At 41.9% G+C, this 19,366-nt stretch carries 18 protein-coding genes; 4 read left to right on the top strand and 14 right to left on the bottom strand.

Features of this window, described 5'->3' with window-relative positions; translation table 11 throughout:
• Positions 1-25: 25 nt before the first annotated feature.
• Together CDG76_RS13955 and CDG76_RS13950 are read left to right on the top strand one after the other, a co-directional pair.
• On the top strand, positions 26-817 hold the full coding sequence (locus CDG76_RS13955) for a sulfite exporter TauE/SafE family protein (protein WP_094349599.1): 792 nt from the start codon (positions 26-28) through the stop codon (positions 815-817).
• Between the two features lie 295 nt (positions 818-1,112).
• Complete coding sequence (locus CDG76_RS13950; protein WP_094349598.1) at positions 1,113-2,105, top strand: RNA ligase (ATP); 993 nt, start codon at positions 1,113-1,115, stop codon at positions 2,103-2,105.
• 66 nt (positions 2,106-2,171) lie between these two features.
• Here CDG76_RS13950 and CDG76_RS13945 read toward each other — a convergent pair whose 3' ends face one another.
• From CDG76_RS13945 to CDG76_RS37300, 6 genes are all read right to left on the bottom strand, one after another.
• On the bottom strand, positions 2,172-3,668 hold the full coding sequence (locus CDG76_RS13945) for an Ig-like domain-containing protein (RefSeq protein WP_094349597.1): 1,497 nt from the start codon (positions 3,666-3,668) through the stop codon (positions 2,172-2,174).
• A gap of 52 nt (positions 3,669-3,720) precedes the next feature.
• A complete protein-coding gene (locus CDG76_RS13940) occupies positions 3,721-4,494 on the bottom strand; it encodes a TIGR03943 family putative permease subunit (RefSeq protein WP_094349596.1) in 774 nt (257 codons plus the stop codon).
• Positions 4,495-4,788: 294 nt separating this feature from the next.
• Positions 4,789-5,841 carry a permease gene (locus CDG76_RS13935; protein ID WP_094349595.1) on the bottom strand — a complete coding sequence of 351 codons (1,053 nt, stop codon included), beginning with the start codon at positions 5,839-5,841 and terminating at the stop codon, positions 4,789-4,791.
• A 728-nt stretch (positions 5,842-6,569) separates the two neighbouring features.
• Positions 6,570-7,643 carry a WD40 repeat domain-containing protein gene (locus CDG76_RS13930; protein WP_223265233.1) on the bottom strand — a complete coding sequence of 358 codons (1,074 nt, stop codon included), beginning with the start codon at positions 7,641-7,643 and terminating at the stop codon, positions 6,570-6,572.
• A 77-nt stretch (positions 7,644-7,720) separates the two neighbouring features.
• Positions 7,721-8,014 (bottom strand): hypothetical protein, encoded by a 294-nt coding sequence (locus tag CDG76_RS13925; RefSeq protein WP_094349593.1) that lies wholly within the window; start codon positions 8,012-8,014, stop codon positions 7,721-7,723.
• Between the two features lie 365 nt (positions 8,015-8,379).
• Positions 8,380-8,550: a hypothetical protein gene (locus CDG76_RS37300; protein ID WP_094349592.1), complete on the bottom strand. Its 171-nt coding sequence runs from the start codon at positions 8,548-8,550 to the stop codon at positions 8,380-8,382.
• Positions 8,551-8,978: 428 nt separating this feature from the next.
• Between CDG76_RS37300 and ald the strand changes: the two genes are divergently transcribed.
• Entirely contained in the window at positions 8,979-10,070 is a 1,092-nt protein-coding gene (gene ald / locus CDG76_RS13915; RefSeq protein WP_094349591.1) for an alanine dehydrogenase, read from the top strand.
• 272 nt (positions 10,071-10,342) lie between these two features.
• On the opposite strand, the gene CDG76_RS13910 is transcribed toward ald, so the two are convergent.
• The 5 genes from CDG76_RS13910 to CDG76_RS13890 form a co-directional block, all read right to left on the bottom strand.
• Entirely contained in the window at positions 10,343-10,846 is a 504-nt protein-coding gene (locus CDG76_RS13910) for a Uma2 family endonuclease (RefSeq protein WP_094349590.1), read from the bottom strand.
• A gap of 150 nt (positions 10,847-10,996) precedes the next feature.
• Positions 10,997-12,052, bottom strand: a complete 1,056-nt coding sequence (gene dusB, locus CDG76_RS13905) for a tRNA dihydrouridine synthase DusB (RefSeq protein WP_094349589.1) — start codon at positions 12,050-12,052, stop codon at positions 10,997-10,999.
• Between the two features lie 201 nt (positions 12,053-12,253).
• Positions 12,254-13,063 carry an Rpn family recombination-promoting nuclease/putative transposase gene (locus CDG76_RS13900; protein WP_094349588.1) on the bottom strand — a complete coding sequence of 270 codons (810 nt, stop codon included), beginning with the start codon at positions 13,061-13,063 and terminating at the stop codon, positions 12,254-12,256.
• Between the two features lie 96 nt (positions 13,064-13,159).
• Positions 13,160-14,347, bottom strand: coding sequence for an RNA-guided endonuclease InsQ/TnpB family protein (locus tag CDG76_RS13895; protein ID WP_094349587.1), 1,188 nt, complete (start codon positions 14,345-14,347; stop codon positions 13,160-13,162).
• A 153-nt stretch (positions 14,348-14,500) separates the two neighbouring features.
• Positions 14,501-15,358 (bottom strand): acyl-CoA desaturase, encoded by an 858-nt coding sequence (locus CDG76_RS13890; protein ID WP_094349586.1) that lies wholly within the window; start codon positions 15,356-15,358, stop codon positions 14,501-14,503.
• A 173-nt stretch (positions 15,359-15,531) separates the two neighbouring features.
• On the opposite strand from CDG76_RS13890, the gene CDG76_RS13885 reads away from it, so the two are divergent.
• The gene (locus CDG76_RS13885) at positions 15,532-16,761 is read left to right on the top strand and encodes a TetR family transcriptional regulator (RefSeq protein ID WP_094349585.1); all 1,230 of its coding nucleotides are present in this window, start codon (positions 15,532-15,534) and stop codon (positions 16,759-16,761) included.
• A gap of 122 nt (positions 16,762-16,883) precedes the next feature.
• On the opposite strand, the gene CDG76_RS13880 is transcribed toward CDG76_RS13885, so the two are convergent.
• The 3 genes from CDG76_RS13880 to CDG76_RS37295 all read right to left on the bottom strand — a co-directional run bounded on the left by CDG76_RS13880 (position 16,884) and on the right by CDG76_RS37295 (position 19,254).
• Positions 16,884-17,306, bottom strand: coding sequence for a hypothetical protein (locus tag CDG76_RS13880; RefSeq protein ID WP_094349584.1), 423 nt, complete (start codon positions 17,304-17,306; stop codon positions 16,884-16,886).
• 657 nt (positions 17,307-17,963) lie between these two features.
• Complete coding sequence (locus CDG76_RS13875) at positions 17,964-18,803, bottom strand: tetratricopeptide repeat protein (protein ID WP_094349583.1); 840 nt, start codon at positions 18,801-18,803, stop codon at positions 17,964-17,966.
• 289 nt (positions 18,804-19,092) lie between these two features.
• A complete protein-coding gene (locus tag CDG76_RS37295; protein WP_190240848.1) occupies positions 19,093-19,254 on the bottom strand; it encodes a hypothetical protein in 162 nt (53 codons plus the stop codon).
• Between the last annotated feature and the right edge of the window lie 112 nt (positions 19,255-19,366).

The raw sequence follows: 19,366 nt of genomic DNA, 5'->3' as shown, positions 1-19,366 counted from the left end.
TCAGTCTTTAGAAAAAGAATTATTTATGATTGATTTTAGTTGGTTGATTTTAGGGAGTGGAGGTTTAATATCTGGAGTCATAGCTGGACTTTTAGGAATAGGTGGCGGCATTATCACAATTCCTCTTTTAGTCACACTAGGTTATACTCCCGTTCAGGCGATCGCTACTAGTAGCCTTGCTATTGTAATTACTTCAATTTCTGGAAGTTTGCAAAATTGGTGGATGGGCTACTTTGACTTTAAACGAGTAATTTATTTAGGAATCCCAGCTTTTCTAACTACTGGAATAGGTGTATATTTTGCCAATAAAATTCCATCTTATATAATACTATTTACATTTGGCATCATACTACTTGCTAACATCTATCTGATTGAGCTTCGCAAGCAACTGTCCTTCCAGGAAAAAGAGGATATAGCCCCAATATTCAACCCATTAGTTTCTAAAATTGGAACCGGGGGAGCAGCAGGAATTTTAGCAGGTTTATTCGGCTTAGGTGGCGGTACGATTATGGTTCCGCTGCAAATGTTATTACTGGGAGAAGAAATTAAAGTAGCAATTCAGACTAGTTTGGGTGTGATTGTCATTACTGGTTTAGCTGCCTGCACAGGACATACATTAGAAGGAAATATTCTGTTTACTCAAGGTATGGTTTTGGGATGTGGCGGTCTTTTAGGCGTTCAAATGAGTACTCGCACATTGCCAAAACTACCAGATTCTACTGTGAGCTTAGTACTTCGCATCTTCTTAGGAATACTATCAATTTATATTTTTTGGGAAGCTTGGATAAATTATCAACAAATAATTACTAATTTATAATTCGTAATATCAGGTTTGCTTGATTACTTAATTAAACCCAAAGACCCAGCCTAATGCACCCTAGTAGCGTGGCAAGACATTATATTTATGCTTTATTTTTGAAGCTAAAGACGACTATGAGCCTTTAGCTTCAAAAACTATTTTAGCCTTGCCACACTACTACAAAACAGTCAAAGTTTAGGTTTTCAAAGGTTTCAGCTTTAATTTGAAAAGTATGCACGGCTAGCTACGCGCACATACTTTGTAATAAATTTAGAGTTTTTCTAAAATAGATTTTTTTGAAAAGAGATGAGCTATGAGTATTTTTAAAGTTGAAGTTGTCAAAATCAATAGCATTAATCCTCATCCCAATGCCGATCGGCTAGATATTGCCTCTATTGAAGATATGGGGTATCAGGTAATTATAGTCAAAGGTAACTTGAATCCTGGAGATTTAGCTTTTTACTTTCCTATTGATAGTGTTATTCCAGAAAACTTTTTAGATGAGTTTGGTATTCGTAACTACTACTCAAAAAAACTGCGTGCTGCGAAACTTCGCGGAATTTTTTCTGAGGGTTTGCTTATTCCCGTTGGTAAAAACTTTACGGGAAATGTTGGAGACGACTACACGGAGTATTTTGGTGTAACAAAGTACGAATATCCAATTCCTCAAGGAATGAGCGGGGAAGTAGAGAGTTTTATTGGACATTACAAATTCCCTAGTCCAGAAAACCTAAAACGTTACAAAAATATCCTCATTGAAGGTGAAGAAGTTGTTGTAACAGAGAAGTTGCACGGAAATAACTTCACTGTCTTAGTTGATGCTGATGGCACAACTAAAATTGGCAGCCATAATTACTTTTGGAAAAACAGCGAATTCAACAAAAAATTAGTTTATATTCGTGCTTACAACGAAAACGAGGCTTTCCAAAAACTTCCACCAGGAACTCAGATTTTTGGAGAAATCTACGGCGTACAAGATATAAAATATGGCTTGAATAATGGGAACATTGGAATTGCTATATTTGCTGTGCGTCGCGGCAGTTATTTTCTCAATTACAGCGATTTTGTGACTTTTTGCGAGGAATTTGCTTTGCCAAGAGTACCTGTGCTTTATATCGGTGCTTACACTTGGGGAGCGGTGTCTCAGTTCAATAATGCCAATAGTGTAGTCAGTCCCGACTGCATCATGGAAGGCGTTATTGTGCAACCAGTCATTGAGAAAATGCATCCAGAAATAGGTAGAGTAGTCTTGAAGTTGATTAGCGATCGCTATCTGCTCCGTAAGGATGGAACTGAACTCCATTAGGTTCAACTTGATTTTTGGTGGCGACACCTTAACTAACCTTCCGAAATCGACTTAGCAATTATTCTCTCAAGGTAGCCATCGAGGATGAAACCCGGCCAAGGGGAGTTGTTCTGGTTTAATTTCAACAGTTGTAGCATCAGCGATGGGCAACAGAGGCATTAACCACAGGCTACTGGTAGCGATCGTATCTCCATCATCAGTTTTTAAAGTGTTTGTGGGTAATGATGCTGGGGGATTTGTCTGCGGTACTACTTGGTCAAATAACAAGCCCAAACCGTCGGCAGATAAACTCATTTGCACATTCCGTTGGGCAGGAGGCAGTACTAACAATGGTTTCTGTTGCCCGGTTTTCAAATCAATTGCCACCACATAGGGCTGCTCTATGTATTGTTCCTTGGATACTAGCTGTGTTAGCAAGCAGTAGAGGGTGGGTGAGGCGATGTCAAATTGGCAACTGAGAATTGAACCTGTTGTTTTTAATAGTTGTTTCTGCACACCTTGGTTTGTCACCAAAAACAAATCCCGCGTGTAATCTGTATTAAACTTTACCATCGCGGCTTGAGAGCCATCTTTGGAGAAAGCTTGTACCAAACCAAACTGCGGCAGAAAATCCAAAGGTTTACTGGCATCACCTTGCAGTGGTAAAATCGCTGCTCCCTGTCCTTGAGCAACAGCTACGGCTTTACTATCTGGTGTCACCATAAAGTCTCCTCCCGGCTGGCTTTTTAGGCGTTTCGGGGTGGGTTTTTCTGCGGAACCATCACTGATTGCTGGCATAAACCATAGTCCAAAGTCACCAGGATTAGTTTTATTTCCTCGCTGGATGACAATAGTTTGCCCATCAGGTGATAAGTCAAATTTCAGGTTTTGATAATCTTTACTATCTAAAGTCAGGTCAACTTTGCCTTCTGGTTGTGCTTTTTGTCCAGATTTCGCAGAAACACCTGTTGTCACTGTATACAGTTGGGCTGAAAGTAAGTCTTGATTGTTTGCAGCGCGAGCAGAAAATAAAATTTTCTCTCCATCAGGAAATGACTCAAAGTCGATTACTATCAGGTCTTTGGGGGTAAGTACCCTTTTTTGCTCTTGGGTTAAGTTGTAAAGAACTAAGCGTCCCTGTTCTTCTTTGTCGGTTCCGATGTAAAGGATGACGCGATCGCGTGTACGGAAGCTACCTGTAAAGGCCTGTATCAGCCGATTTTTGCCCTCTTGCTCCGCAAATTTATCTTTAGCTCCTTGTAACTGCACTTTATAATTTGTGCCATAAGGGGCTGGTGTCACCAGTGTATAAACCATCCGCCGCCCTGCCCAACTGAATTTACCTGCTAGGGGTGGCTCGATTTTCAAGTTATCCTCGACGCTTTTTGTTTCCATTGGGCGGCTGAAGGTGAGGGTGAAGGAATTATCTTCTGCCCCAATTTGTTGATTTTGCCAAGTAAATTCCCGGACACGAGCAGTTACCACATCACCTTGCAAGATGATTAACCCAATCAGCACACTTAGCAGTAACATTAGTGCGATCGCTATCCGATCTAGTGGTTGGAATGCTTTAGATTTAGTCATTGGTTATTTGTCATTTGTCATTTGTCATTTGTCATTTGTCATCAACAAATAACTAATAACTATAAGGATTCTGAGGTTGAGGAATCTTTTTCAGAGAGTTAGCGGCAATGGTAAGTTGGCGTTTACCTGCCAAATTTTCTGTCACCATTTGTCCTTCTACTTCCAGCCATGTATCAGCAGAATAAAGCTCTTGATTATTTTGTAGCTTGACGGGCAATCCCACAGGGTAAGCATCTGCTGCACAACAACTTAAGACAAATCGTGCTAAAAACAAATATTCTTTTCCTATATCGGGCGGGTGAATCACAAATCCCTGCACCTTGACTTTTTGTCCTGTATATGTATCTGGTTCAGGATAGACATTGACAGTGCGTACCCAGTCTACAAGCGATCGCTCCTCTGGACGAACAGTAGCGCGAAAAGCTTGGGGTTTGACACGTGTGCTTCCCAATAAATCAGTCGTCACCCCCCTTTGGAGTGCTTTGTCACTAGCAAAAACTTGCGGTGTAATGATAAAACCTAGAATTGCTGTAGTCAACAATAAACCACTGCCCCAACCAGGGGGAAATAAACTAATATGCTGGGTGTTTGGCATAACATCACGGCGACGCCGTTGCCAAAGTTCCTGCATCTTGAACAAACCAATAATGATGAAGCTGATACCAGTCACAATCACTAACCAAAAGTAATTTGGATGAATCAACAGATTCAACTTATTAGTTAGCCAATATCTCAACATCAAAATGCCCCAAGCAGTAATTGCTAGAGTATCCAGCCAAGGGAGTAACAGATTTGGGATTTTAGATTTGGGATTTTTGTTAGTCATTAGTCATTAGTCATTAGTCATTAGTCATTAGTCATTAGTCATTAGTCATTGGTCATTGGTCACTTGTACTGAGTTTCGACTGCGCGGTAATCGAGCGAAGTCGAGATTCAACTACCGCGTAGCCGTTGGCGTGGTCACTGAGCTTAGTCGTTCGCGGAGCGTCTCGTAGAGAAGTGCAGCCTCTCCAAGAGTTGTATTGGTCATTGGTCATTTGTAAAGGACAACTGACAAGGGACATAGACGCGCCAGCGGCTTCCCGCAGGGTAGGACAACTGACAAATGATAAATATTTCCTTAAAAGACGTGCAAGTTCAGGAAAAGAGTGAAGACAAATGTCAATTGTGCTGCTAAAGCAAATAAGTAAAAGATGGTCTTGGGTTTAAAAATAGATAACATCAAACCAACACTTTTGATGTCAATCATTGGCCCAAACACCAGAAATGCCAACAATGAACCGCTGCTAAAGGTTGAGGCAAAAGATAGGGCGAAGAAAGAATCGACTGTAGAACAAATTGATACTATTACAGCTAATATCAGCATAACCACAATTGAGGTAATGGGCCCAGCACCCAAACTGAGAATTAATTCACGGGGAGCTAGGACTTGAATAGCAGCAGCGATCGCACTTCCTAAAATCATCACTCCGCCCAATTCCCGCAATTCTTGGATGCTATTATCCACAACTAGGCGCAGTTTAGCTGCTAGCGGTTTATCAGCAGTAGAGACTGAGGTAGGCGGTGCTAAATTAGGATCTATCCGTAGAGGTATACCTGCTTTTCCTCCTAAGATATAAGTCCCGGATTGCAACAGATTCGGTACTGTTTCTTCTTGTTGTCCTTGGTAACGCTTACCACGGTGTTTGGTTTCAGGCTGCGCGGGTGGATTAAACTTCATATAACGAGCGATCGCAGGTTGGACTATGGGATTTAAGTCCTTTTGAAAACTGAAAACATACCCGATAATTGTGGCAATTGTTAGGGAAAATACGACTCGTAAGACTACTATTTCTGGCTGATCTCGAAATGCTGTCCAAGTGGCCCAAATTACAACTGGGTTAATTGTTGGTGCTGCTAGCAAAAAACCAATTGCGACTGGTGTGGGTACTCCTTGAATCAGGAATCGCCGCGCTACCGGTACATTCCCGCACTCACACACCGGAAACAAAAAGCCGATCATGCTGCCAACTAAAGCACCCAACAGCGGATTTTTGGGCATTTTTTCTACTAGTTTGCGCTCATCAACAAAAAACAGCAGCAAACTGGAGAATAAAACCCCAAGAAGCAAAAAAGGCATCGCCTCGACTAGCAGACTTAAAAATAGCGTAAAACCATTGTTCAGTTGATTCATGTGCGTCGCAGTCAAAAGCGGTTTTTAGTTTTAGGGTTCTGCCTAGTCATTCTATCGAAATGGGGATCAAAAGCAGTTCGGGAAAATTAAACATCATTTAAGTAGCAAGTTATCCTATCTTCAAAATAGCGGTTAAGCACTACAAACCTTGGCTTAACACGAGTTCGTGACTTTTAACTGAGTGCATTTACTGACGATGACCATTTCTAAGATTGTCTAAGTTCAGAAATTGTTCCGATCTAGAGGGCAAGTAACTGCACAGATGATTTGAAATTACCTATGTTTATACTTACAGTAATTTGCTGGATAAGATATTAGTTCGGCTGTATTTTCATCAAGTATTCACAGTTCTTCAAGATTTGGGGTAGGCGTAGCCCGCACTTCTCTACGAGACGCTCCGCGAACGGCAAGCTCAGTGACCATCGTAGACATCGCTATTGGTTGCCACCATGATTGATTTTGACTAGTTATAGCAAAATTTTATCTGAGCTTTGGTTGATTTTTTACTACAAAAACTCTAAAAAGGCAAGACCAAAGTTTAGCAGATACGGGAAATGATTGGGGGAATTTTTCGGCGTTAGCGATAGCCTGACTTTCTACACGAGGTGAGAATTTGAGCTATGGCGATTCACCAAGCCTTGAAAGGAGCGTTCAAATGATATCCCCGACTTCTTAAAAGAAATCGGGGATATAGTCTACTCTTTCACGATTATTTTGGCCGATCGCTGTTAATTACGTTTTGTTGGAATCCCCCAAATCTTGATTTTTTGATCGAATCCACCACTGGCAAGAATTTTACCATTGGGACTAAAAGCGATCGCACTTACCCAGTCTGTATGTCCACTCAGTGTATTTATTAACTCACCTGTATTTAAATCCCACAATTTAATCCCATCTCTACCGGCACTAGCAAGGGTTTGTCCATCGGGATTAAGGGCGATCGCATTTACCCAGTTATTATGTCCTGTAAGGGTGCGGACTAATTCTCCAGTATTAATATTCCACAGTTTTATGGTGCGATCGCGGCTAGCACTGACTAATGTTTGTCCATCTGGTGTAAAGATTACATCGCTAACAACATTAGAATGAGCTGCCAATTCACTGATTAATTTACCAGTACTCAAATTCCACAGCTTGATTACACCCTTATTATCACCACTAGCTAAGGTCTGTCCATCAGGACTAATGGCCAGAGTATAAATCAAGTTATCAAAACCTACTAGAGTGCCTAGAGGGCGCTGCTGTACCAAATCCCACAGACGAATTCCATCCAAAGCTCCACTGACGAGAACTTTACTATCAGGAGACACTGCTAAAGATAAGACGTTAGTGGTATGTCCGACAAAAGAGCGGCTAAATTTTAAATTTTTCAGGCTCCAGAGGTTAATTGTATTGTCATCACTACAGCTAGCGAGGGTTTGCCCATCTGGTGAAATCACTAAAGATTCTACGGCTGTTTTGTGTGCTTTGTTAATAGTCGCCAACTTTTTGCCGTTTGCTGGATTCCACAGGCGAATGATACCCTCGTTTTCTGCACCTCCACTCACAAGAATTCTGCCATCTGGACTGAAAGCGAGGGATTTAACGGTTCCGTTATGTCCTTTGAGTGTATAAAGTAGTTGAGCATTAGCAAAGTTAGTGTTAGCTGGGGGGAAGTTTGGCGTTACTTCTTCAATAGCAGCATGAGCTTGATGAATATAAAACCCTTCCCAGGTACTCACTGGAAGGGCAACAGCTGCCATAAATGCCAGGACAATATACGGCCGCAGAAAATTACCGCCACCTCTTCCCTCACTACTCACTCTTTTTCCTCACTTTTATAGATATAGTTAAACCCAATAAATTTTGCAGAGTTATTTCAGTCATAACTCTGCACATCCTAAAGAGGTGGTTTTTTCTTAGAAACGCTTAACATTGGTAAAGGCGCACTAGAAGAACGAGAGGGCAAATAATGTTGCACTACAGGCTCCTCTGGTAAAGGACGACGCTGCTGAAAACGCCACAACTTAAAGCCTAGCGCTATCCCTGCCGTTCCCAAACCAAAAGCAAACAACGACCAGCTATCATTCAATCCGCCAATCAGGGCATCCATAACACCCATCGTCATCAATACACTGATTAGTGGCTCTTTTCGGTAGGTTGACTTCAAAAAACGAGGTAATACAGCATTCATCACAGCTTGGTTGGTTCCAGTTCACCTTTTGTGTATATTTACCAAGAATACCTCACCCATAATTTGCCTTTCTCATTCAAGGCAGACACTAAGTTATGATTTTTTAGTAGGGGGGAGGAAATTTACTCATTAATCGCCTTGCACATATTAGTTGCAAGTCTACGATATTTCAATCGCTAATAGGTATTTCGATTCCTCTCTTGCTTACATTTTAGGGCAGTTATTTATGAATAAGTATAATTAATCTATCTAGGGCGAAGTACTCCGCTATTAATTATTGAAGTCAAAACCAACTGGTTGTTCCAGCTGGTTGAAACTCTTTTAATTACTAGCTTACAACTTCAAGATTGTGCTTGTTGATGGCACTACTTCAGACCCAGCCATAATAGCACCCCTTGATTGGTGACGTATTCAATCACCAGCATCAAACCAAAGCCAATCATTGCAGCTCGACCATTCAAGCGTTCGGCATATTCGTTAAAGCCAAACTTAGGCTCTTCTAGTTTAGGTGTAATTGTTGGTTGTGTTTGTGTCATTTTTTAAGAAACCTTATTTTTGGCAAAGGGGACTTGATATGAGACTTCTGGTAAAAGTCGTGAAAAGTGGGGATAAGCGGTAAAAGTTTAAGGAATAAACTCGTTCTTTTACCGTACACTTCGTAGCTTATGAGCTTGATTGCAATGCTGGAATGCCAAGATGACTTGATAAATTCAGCAAAAGCTTCCTAGTAGGGAGCTATACAAACGCTCTTTTAATAAATTGTTACTATTCTTTATATATTGTATAAATACTGGGGCAATAGTCAAGGGTAAGAGTTTGGGCTACTCAGATTGAATTAAGAAAGTTAGAACAGAGATTAGGTATCTCTAATCCAGCTATCTCTAATACGGAACTAGCAAGACGGAAGTAGCAAGCTTGAGATTGGAAGACTACAGTTAAACAAAAAAATTATCAGAGGCGATATATGGAAATCGGCGTTCCCAAGGAAAATAAGGATCAAGAGTTTCGGGTAGGGTTAAGTCCTTCTAGCGTGCGGGTGCTGCGAGAAAATGGTCATAGCATCTTCGTCGAGACGCAAGCAGGTAATGGTGCTGGATTCTCCGATGATGACTACAAAAGTGCTGGAGCCGAAATTGTCCCCACATTAGAAAAGGCTTGGAATCGGGAATTGGTTGTTAAAGTCAAAGAGCCGCTAACATCTGAGTATAAATTTTTGCAAAAAGGGCAGATATTATTTACTTATTTACACTTAGCAGCCGATCGCAAGTTGACAGAGCATTTAATTGATTGTGGCACTTGTGCGATCGCTTACGAAACTGTAGAACAACCAGGCGCTAACAGACTACCTTTGCTCACCCCGATGAGCGTGATTGCCGGTCGGCTAGCAGTACAATTTGGAGGCAGATTCTTAGAACGTCAACAAGGTGGTAGAGGTGTACTTTTGGGCGGTGTCCCTGGAGTTAAACCGGGCAAAGTAGTAATTTTAGGTGGCGGCGTTGTCGGTACAGAAGCAGCTAAAATTGCCGTAGGCATGGGTGCGATCGTGCAGATTTTAGATGTGAGTGTCGAGCGCTTATCTTACTTGGAAACCATCTTTGGCTCTAGAGTTGAATTACTTTACAGCAACTCTGCTCATATTGAAGCTGCTGTCAAAGAAGCCGATTTGCTCATCGGTGCAGTTTTAGTGTTAGGACGTAGAGCGCCAATATTAGTATCTCGCGAATTGGTCAAACAAATGCGTCCTGGTTCGGTAATAGTTGATGTAGCTGTTGACCAAGGCGGTTGTATAGAAACTTTACACCCAACATCGCACACAAATCCCGTATACATTGAAGAAGGTGTGGTGCATTATGGCGTTCCCAATATGCCAGGAGCAGTACCTTGGACAGCAACTCAGGCACTTAATAATAGTACATTACCTTATGTTGTCCAGTTGGCAAATTTGGGAATTTTGGCATTGGAGGTTAACCCAGCATTAGCTAAGGGTGTGAATGTGCAAAATCATCGCTTAGTGCATCCTGCTGTACAAGAGGTATTCCCTGATTTGGTAAATTAAGGTGTGCAAGGATTAGGCGATCGCTTATTTTAATGGTGGTAGCGATCGCCAATCAGACTAATTTTCTTACCAAATGCGCGGATGGGTAGATGTACAAAATGAGAAGGAGCGAAAAAGGCTGTACGCTACTTCTAGACAAGACTTTCAGGGTGATGGTACTTTCAAACCATCCGCGCAACTGAACCTTGAAATTGCAATTCAATAAAATCCCTATTAGGGATTGAAGCGAGTTTTTCAAGTCTTTACAATCAACTGCTAAAGTTACCGATGCTTCAGAGGGCGATCGCCTTTGAGAATGGAGGTATCAAATTTAACTTAGAGCAGTGATTAATAAACCGACTTTCAGGAAACACTAGCCAAACTTCCTCGCAACCGGACTGTAAATACTCCTGCGCTTTGAGAAATAATTCTTCAGCTAAATCGGTGGGTGAAACTATCTCAGCAATCAACGGGAAACTCTGTGGCAAAGTGGGAACATCACCAAACTCAGTTACCAACTCAGGCGTTAGATAAGCTACATCAAGACGACGACCCTTTTTATATGTACGACAAGGTACTTCAGTGTAAACTTTCCCACCTTGTTGATTGGAATTGATGTAACTTCTCCAGTAAAAGTAGATGTTGCCTTGAATTTCGCTATGTTTTAATGTCATCCCTGTTTTTTCTACTAGTTGCTCGTTTACCCACTCCATCCCCTCTGGGGGATTTGCCATGAAGTCTTCTAATGAGAGGATTTCGGGGACGATTACAACATCATTGTGTTTGGAAACTAACATTGTGAGCCTCCATTTTGGCTAGTTAAACATTCAAAATTCAAAAGAGTTACATAAGAAAATTTAAACCTAGCTGAAATAGTAGTATCCAAGCGATCGCATCACTTTTAGCAATCAGCAATATTACCCCAAGCTAGCGATCAAATCAACTTCTTAAAGCATTACCAAGCTACCTTCTGCTTCTTCCTCTAGTTCATAACCATTAGCCAATTTTTCAATTGCTTGGTCAATCATTGCCAAACCCTGATCTACTTTTTCAACTAAACTTAGCTGTCCTCGAAGTTCGGCAGCACCAACGAAACCCTTAGCATACCAAGTCATGTGCTTACGGGCTTGACGAACACCGCGATCGCCTTTATATTCCCACAAGGCTTGTAAATGATCTCTTGCACATTCCAAACGCTGAATTGGGGTTGGTGTCGGTAATATCTCCCCAGTTTTCAGGAAGCGATCGATTTCTCCCACCAAAAACGGATAACCCAAAGTCCCACGGGAACACATAACCCCATCAGCGCCAGTTTGTTCTAAACATTTCACTGCCGCTTCAACGGAAAAAATATCTCCGTTCGCAATCACTGGGATAGAAAGCACTTCTTTGACACGGGTAATCCATTCCCAACGCGCATTACCGTTGTACCCTTGGGCGCGGGTGCGTCCATGTACCGTAATCATTTTTGCCCCGGCATCTTCCATCCGCTTGGCAAAGTCGAGAATAGTAATTTCGTTGTCATTCCAGCCAATACGAGTTTTTACTGTCACAGGTACATCAACAGCTTTTACCACTTCCCGCACAATTGCTTCTGCTACTTCTGGTTGCCGCAATAATGAAGAACCGCCACCATTTTTAGTGATTTTATTAACCGGACAACCCATATTAATATCAACAGTATCAGCACCTTCGGCAACTGCCTTTATTGCTGCTTCTGCCAGGAAATCTGGACGGCAATCAAATAGTTGAATGCTAATTGGGCGTTCATTTGGATCTACCTCCATGATTTTGGGTAACTGCTTGACATAATGCAACCCTGTAGCATTCACCATTTCGGTATACATCATCGAATCTGGGGCATAGCGACGCACAAGACGGCGAAACACCATATCTGTCACTCCAGATAGAGGCGACTGGAGAACCCGACTTTTTACCTCAAAGGAGCCAATCTTTAAGGGTTGGGAGAGTCTAGCTTGAAGAATAGGAGAGAGCGAAATCATAGCAAAAATTAAAAATTATGGGAATGGGAAATAGTAAGAATATGTAGATAAATCCGCAATCAAGCATACAGCGAATTTTAAGTTATTGAGGTACGCAAGCTAAGTCTCAAAGCCAGGTATAAAGCCTGTTTTACTTCTGACTTCTGATTTCTGTTAGCGCAGCGGGGCGTAGCCCATTCAGAATTATGCTGTAATTGTAGGTTAGATATCCTGACTTGGAGACTGTTTTTGCATTTCTTGCTGAATCTCTTCTAGGCTCAAACCTAACTCTTTCGCAGTTTCTTCAAAACTCAATCCCAATCTCAACAACAAAGGTATCATTCTAAACTTTTCTTCACGCGCTCCTTCTTGCTTGCCTTCTTGCTTGCCTTCTTGATAAACTCGTGTTTGTTTCAAATCACTTAACCCAAACATACCTTCAATCTCCTGTCGACTCATCATCGGAAACTTATAGACTAATATTGTCTCTATCAATTCTAGTAACTGCCGCCGTTGTGGTTCGATGTTGATTTCTTGCTGGGTTCTGTCTATTAACTGCCTAGCAGATGTAATTGCTGTCTCTTCTTCATCAACCACTAATTTCATCGTAGCAATTCCAACTGGCAATGATGCAGTTTCACCTAATTCATTAAGATAAATGCGACTGATGCGCTGGCTAGCGAAAAATTCACTGTAATTCTTGATATCTGCTGTATCTAAACTGCGATTGGGATAGATAACTACTCCTCGCCAAGAATTTTTCGGTTTATTTTGGCGTAAGTATAAAGAAATTTCTGAAAATAGGCGTGAATAAATTTCGGTATCGGTTTGAAACTGGACTTCAACAAAATAAATCGGATTTTCTTCCCCTTGTGTTGGGAGAAAAACACCATCTATACGGAATGCCGTTTGCTTGATTTCAATTGAGGAGAATTGATAAGTCTCTGCCGTTTGGGGTGGATTGCCAATTAATTCAAAAAAGATCCCAGGAAGTTCTTGAAAAAGACGATAAAAAATGCTGTCAGTTTTCACACTTGATGTATTGCGGTGATTTAATCCGTTAGATTTTACCGTGAAATACTACTGTTGACATCCTCCCCGCCGTAAACGGTTGGGGATTCCTAAGACTCACGACTTAGGTTTCTGTTTCTTACCATTGCTGGTTTTTCGCAACTGCCTTTTAGACTCAAGTCTATCGGGTCTTATGTTCGCTCCACAGACTGAAACTGCGAGTCCCGCAGCCAAAATATTCTTACTAGCGTTGATATCTCTGTCGTGGTGTGTCCCACAGTTAGGGCAATTCCACTCTCTGATAAACAGATCCAGTTTATCAACAATGTGTCCGCAGTTGCCACAGCGTTTTGAACTAGGAAACCATCGGTCAATCTTGACGAAGTTACGACCGTACCAATCGCACTTGTACTCTAGTTGTCTAACTAGCTCACCCCAGCTAGCATCACTAATTGAGAGAGCGAGTTTTTTGTTTTTGACCATATTCTTCACAGACAAATCTTCGACTGCAATCAATTGGTTTTCTCGAACCAGTCGGGTTGTCAACTTGTGAAGAAAATCATTACGAGCATCACTAATTTCTGCATGAACCTTAGCGACTTTGAGCCTTGCTTTCTGGCGATTGTTTGACCCTTTCTGCTTACGACTCAAAGCAATTTGAGCTTTACGCAATTTCGCTTTTTTTGCTTTAAATCCCCTGGGATTAGCAATCTTCTCACCTGAACTCAAAGCAACCAAACTTGTAATACCTAAGTCAACGCCAACTTGATTAGAAGATTCAGGCAATCTTTCAATCTCGACATCTACCAACATTGAAACAGTCCAGCGTCCAGAGGGTGAAAGTTTTACCGTAATTGTGGATGGTTCAACGCCGAGTGGCAACTGCCTACTCCAACGAATAGCTAAAGCTTGTGAACTTTTAGCAAGAAATATTTGCCCATCTTTAAATCTAAAGGCTGCTTTGGTAAATTCAGCATTGCCACCATGATGCTTTTTCTTAAAGTTTGGGTATTTAGCCCGACCTGCAAAGAAATTGCTAAATGCTGTTTGCAAATGTCGCAAGCCTTGCTGCAATGGCACACTGCTAACATCATTAAGAAATTGCAAGTCTTCTTGCTTTTTCCAATTAGTAAGCATTGAATTCGATTCAATGTACCCAACTCGTTCTTGATGCTCATACCATGCCTGCGTTCTTGCAGCGAGGGCACGGTTGTAGACTAAACGAGTACATCCCATCGTTCGCCTGAGCAAGACTTCCTGCTCAGGCGTTGGATAGAATCGGTATTTGAAAGCTTTTTGTGTCATCCTTACATCTATATCAAATATTCTGTAAAAAACACAAATTAATTAAAGCCGTGCTAGAAGCACGGGGTTTTAAACCCATTTTTCACAATAAAATTAGTAAGCCGACTGCAAGAAGCAATCGGCATAACAAATTCATGATAATTTAGTTGCAATTTAGCCGTGAGTTGCACCTTGAGGAGGACGCGAGACAACTTTTTTAGCTAAACCCAAAGTCTGCAACACTAAGATACTCCACCAAGTAACATCAATTTCCCACCAAGACAACCCAGATTTCGCCATGTGGGGATAAGTATGATGGTTGTTGTGCCAGCCTTCTCCATAAGTGACGAGAGATACCCACCAAAGATTACGAGCGCCATCATTAGCATCAAAGGTGCGATAACCCCATAGGTGTGATGCTGAGTTTACAAACCATGTTGAGTGCCAAAGCAAGACACATCTGAGAAACACTCCGTAGAATACAAAAGACCATCCTCCTAGAGCATAAAGCAGCAGCCCAAAGGGTATTTGCAATAGCAAGAAGTAGCGATCTAGCCAACAATAAAAGGGTTGTTTGGCTAAGTCAGGGGCATATTTTTTATAGGTGTCATAGTCAAAAAATTCTGGACGTGGGTAAAAAATCCACAATATATGGCTCCACCAAAATCCTCTTTGAGCAGAATAGGGGTCTAAATTGATATCTTCTGTGTGGGCGTGATGCTGGCGATGTCCACCTACCCAAAAAATTGGCCCCCCTTGTAAAGCCAACGCTCCAATGAGGGCGATCGCATACTCTAACCACTTAGGAACCTGAAAACTTTTATGGCTCAGTAGTCGATGATATCCCAGGCAAATACCAATACTCCCGAATAACCAGTGGAGAAACACTAGCAAACCTAATGCTGGCCAGGAGAAAAACCAAGGAGCCAGAAGTGCTAAAGCATGAAATGTAGCAAAAAATACTACATTTGTCCAACTGAGTTGAGGTGAGTTGCCTCTCTCAGGAGCGATCGCCCCAAAATTTGCGGTCATAAAAATTCCTGTTGATGGATGATGCAGTGATTTACTTTTTATTGGGCATAATCCCACTAAGGATTTATCCACCCTGTCACTAGTTAGTTACAGTAGAGTAAAGCAAGTATCACTTACATTTGTTATGCTAGCAGAACTCTGATACCCCCTGCAAGTGCCACTTGCATTTTTCTATGTCATCTCAACTCATTTCTACTCGTCAACGCTTGATTCAAGCTGCACTTGAGTTGTTTTCTGCTCAGGGAGTTAGCGCTACCACAACCCGCCAAATTGCTGAAAAAGCCGAAGTCAACGAAGTGACTCTATTTCGGAATTTTGGCAATAAACATGGGCTGCTTTTGGCTGTGCTGGAAGAGTCCGCAGCCTTCAAGGATTTAGGTGAGTCGCTGGTGCGACGGGCAACACCTCCCGGCAATGTTTACCAAGCTCTTAAAGATTATGCAAGTGACACTTTACATACATTAGAACGAGTGCCAGAGTTCGTCCGGTCTGTGGTAGGTGAAGCCGACCAATTCCCGGCAGAAAATCGCCGCGCACTAGGCAGGGGAGTAACAGAGGCAAACCGTTATGTAGCTCAGTATTTAGCTACTGTAATCCAGCAAGGACACCTAAACACCTACTTACCGGCAGAAAAATTAGCCAGTTTACTAAATGGGATGATCTTGGGATATGCCGTAATTGAGTTCACCAGCGAATTTCACGAACTTTGGGAGGATAGGGATGATTTTCTGGAAAATTTGGTGGAATTGTTTTTACATGGAGCCATGTCATCTTCAGCAGAATCGATAATAAACTCTTCACAAGGAGGGTTACTTACCACAGAAGTAGCTGATTTGCCTGCTACTTTAGTTCACGAAATTTTGCAACAAGCTAGGAAATTTGGAATACGAGATCATGCCTTGGCTTATGTGTTATTTGGGGCTGGGTTATCCGCTACAGAAATAATTAGTTTGGAGCGATCGCAGCAAATCTACGATACTCAAGGGCACTTCCTACAAATCACAATTCCCGGATTTATCCGTCAAGTGCCTGTGAATCAGTGGATTTTGGGCAAACGCTACGGCTCTTTTACCAATAATCCTTTAATCAAATGGCTGAAAAGTCGTAAAGATACTCAAACAGCGATGTTTCTGAATGAAACAGGTACACCCATCTCAGAATCAGAACTTGAGACACGTTGGCAAGTATGGAGTGAAGGGCTATTAACTCCCCAAGGACAAACGCCAGCGATCGCCCAAGCACAACAAACCTGGCGCGTAGAAATGTTGATGCGGGGAATTACCTTGGAAAACCTGAGTATTTTTACAGCTTGCGATCGCGCCCAGTTACAACCCTATGTCCGCCGAGCCAAAGAAAAAGCCGCCCTAGAGCAAGCAACCCGTTTGGATCATAAACCAGGGTAGGGAGTGGGGAGATAAGGAGTATCAGGTGGCGTTCTCCGACGCAGAGCCAGTGACCAAATAATTCGTAATTCGTAATTCGTAATTCGTAATTAAGAATTCATTAGCATGATGCAGTTAAACGATTAAGGTAAAACAACAGAGGTTTCTTTACCATTGTTGTTTGCACCATTCAAGATTGTAGCTGTACTCTCAGATGGGGATTGGGTGTTGCTCGAACGGCGTGATAATTTCTTGCGTGGCTTGCCTCCCGCCTGGATATATTGCAAACTGTCTTTGCCATAATGGGTTGCTACACTCATTAACATCTTTTCAGAGTAGCTGCGCAATTCTTCTTCAATTAGAGAGAGGCGACCTGCCATTTCATCTATGCTAGAGAGTGAAGTGTTGTAGGTAGATAGTTGGGTTTGCAAGGTTTGGATGCGGCTGTCGTAGTCTGTCAAACTTAATCCGTTGCCAAATTCTAGCGTCGGGCTAATTGATCGCATTCCTGCAATTCGACGGAGAGCGTTTTCTAGAGTCGGTGAACTGCGTTTTAGTCGTGCCATAAAATGCGCTCCTGAAGGAAGTTATAGGATTACTGCATGTACTTTAGCCAATGCAACAATAAACTTCTCTGAGAGATAATTCGGAAAAATTAAAGCAAATTAAGATCGACCTAATTATTTTTAGTTGATTGTACTGAGGTTTTTATTAAAATTGTCAAAAAAATAACATCAAATAAGCAACAGGTACCTCAAAGTCGTTTTGAGGTACTTCAAAGTCGTTTTGAGGTACTTCAAAGTCGTTTTGAGGTACTTCAAAGTCGTGTTGAGGTACTTCAAAGTCGTGTTGAGGTACTTCAAAGTCGTTTTGAGGTACTTCAAAGTCGTTTTGAGGTACTTCAAAGTCGTTTTGAGGTACTTCAAAGTCGTTTTGAGGTACTTTGAAATCGTTTTGAGGTATTAAATGATGGGTTTCCTTAGCTCAACTTAACTTATGGCAAAGGCGATCGCGCACAAAAGTATCATAAATATAATTCAACTATTTAATCCAGTCAGAACTCAAATCCCAACTTATGATCCTAAGTTGGGAAAATACTCAAGGTTAGTGACGCTGCTCACAACCACGAGAAAATAATACTTTTCGCCCCCCATTACACGTAATGGCTCATACGTGTAATGCTGCACTACTAGATGATTTATAATTTTTTTCCTACACTGCTTTTAAGTGTAATTATCGCGCAAGAATTTCAGATTTTTACGGCAAATGGCTGTACTGGGATGATCTACTCCTAAGCTAAGTTCAGCAATTTCTAATGCTTTTTTATACAGTGTTTCGGCTTCGCTATACCGTCCTTGGTCAGAGTAGAGTCCTGCCAGGTTGTTGTAACTGGTGGAGATAGAGGGATGCTCTTCTCCCAGCAGCCGTTGCTGGATATCTAATGCTTTTTTCAACAGTGGTTCGGCTTCGCTATACCGTCCTTGGTCACTGTAGAGTAATGCCAGGTTGTTGTAACTGGTGGAGATAGAGGGATGCTCTTCTCCCAGCAGCCGTTGCTGGATATCTAATGCTTTTTTCAACAGTGGTTCGGCTTCGCTATACCGTCCTTGGTCACTGTAGAGTCCTGCCAGGTTGTTGTAACTGGTGGCGATATAGGGGTGCTCTTCTCCCAGCAGCCGTTGTCGAAGTTCTAATGCTTTTTTGAAAAGTGTTTCGGCTTCGCTATACCGTCCTTGGGAATAGTAGAGTAATGCCAGGTCGTTGTAACTGGTGGCGATATGGGGGTGCTCTTCTCCCAGCAGCGGTTGGTAGGTTTCTAATGCTTTTTTATACAGTGCTTCGGCTTCGCTATACCGTCCTTGGTTAGTGTAGAGTAATGCCAGGTTGTTGTAAATGGTGGCGACATCGGGATGCTCTTCTCCCAGCAGCCGTTGCCGGAGTTCTAATGTTTTTTTCAAAAGTGTTTCGGCTCCGCTGTACCGTCCTTGGGAATAGTAGAGTAATGCCAGGTTTTCGTAACTGTTGACCTTCTTTAATTGCCTCTGAAAAAAATAAAGAGACAATCACTGCTGCCGTTAAAGGTTCTACCATCAGCTTGCACTTAAATTTAGTATTAACACTGTAATATACAGCCTAACTGCATAATATTTCGGATTTTTAGGTGTATTTATAAAACTACCAGTGTTTAAGGGGTAAACAGGGTAGTGCAGCATTACACCTTTGGGCTATAAGGTGGAACACATCCCTAGAACGGTTTACATTTCGTCGGTTCGCACAGCGAGCTTATCGAAAATAACCCGCCATCATAGATTAATGGGGGTAAGGGGCAAGTCTAATAGGGCAATCACTTTCTCAGTAATTGGTAAAACGGAAAAAACTGAGCCTGCTGTATTCAGACGCAAGTTGCCAAATCAGCGCAGATATAAGGGTGTGCGATCGCTCCTTTGATGAAACAGCGATTGCCTCTTCCACATTAGAAAAGCGATCGCTCATCTCAAGTAGATCAATATTCATTTTGAGGTGCTTTTCTCGCTAATTCCATATCTTTTGTCCCATGCCCAGTGCCCTTCAGGAGTGCTGAGTGGGGAATCTCACTTCTTTACTCAGCACTCGCAACTGAAAACGT

This window comes from Nostoc sp. 'Peltigera membranacea cyanobiont' 210A (assembly GCF_002246015.1).
Classification (GTDB): domain Bacteria; phylum Cyanobacteriota; class Cyanobacteriia; order Cyanobacteriales; family Nostocaceae; genus Nostoc.
The sequence above is the reverse complement of the archived record's forward strand: the minus strand, read 5'-3'. Positions and strand labels throughout refer to the sequence as shown.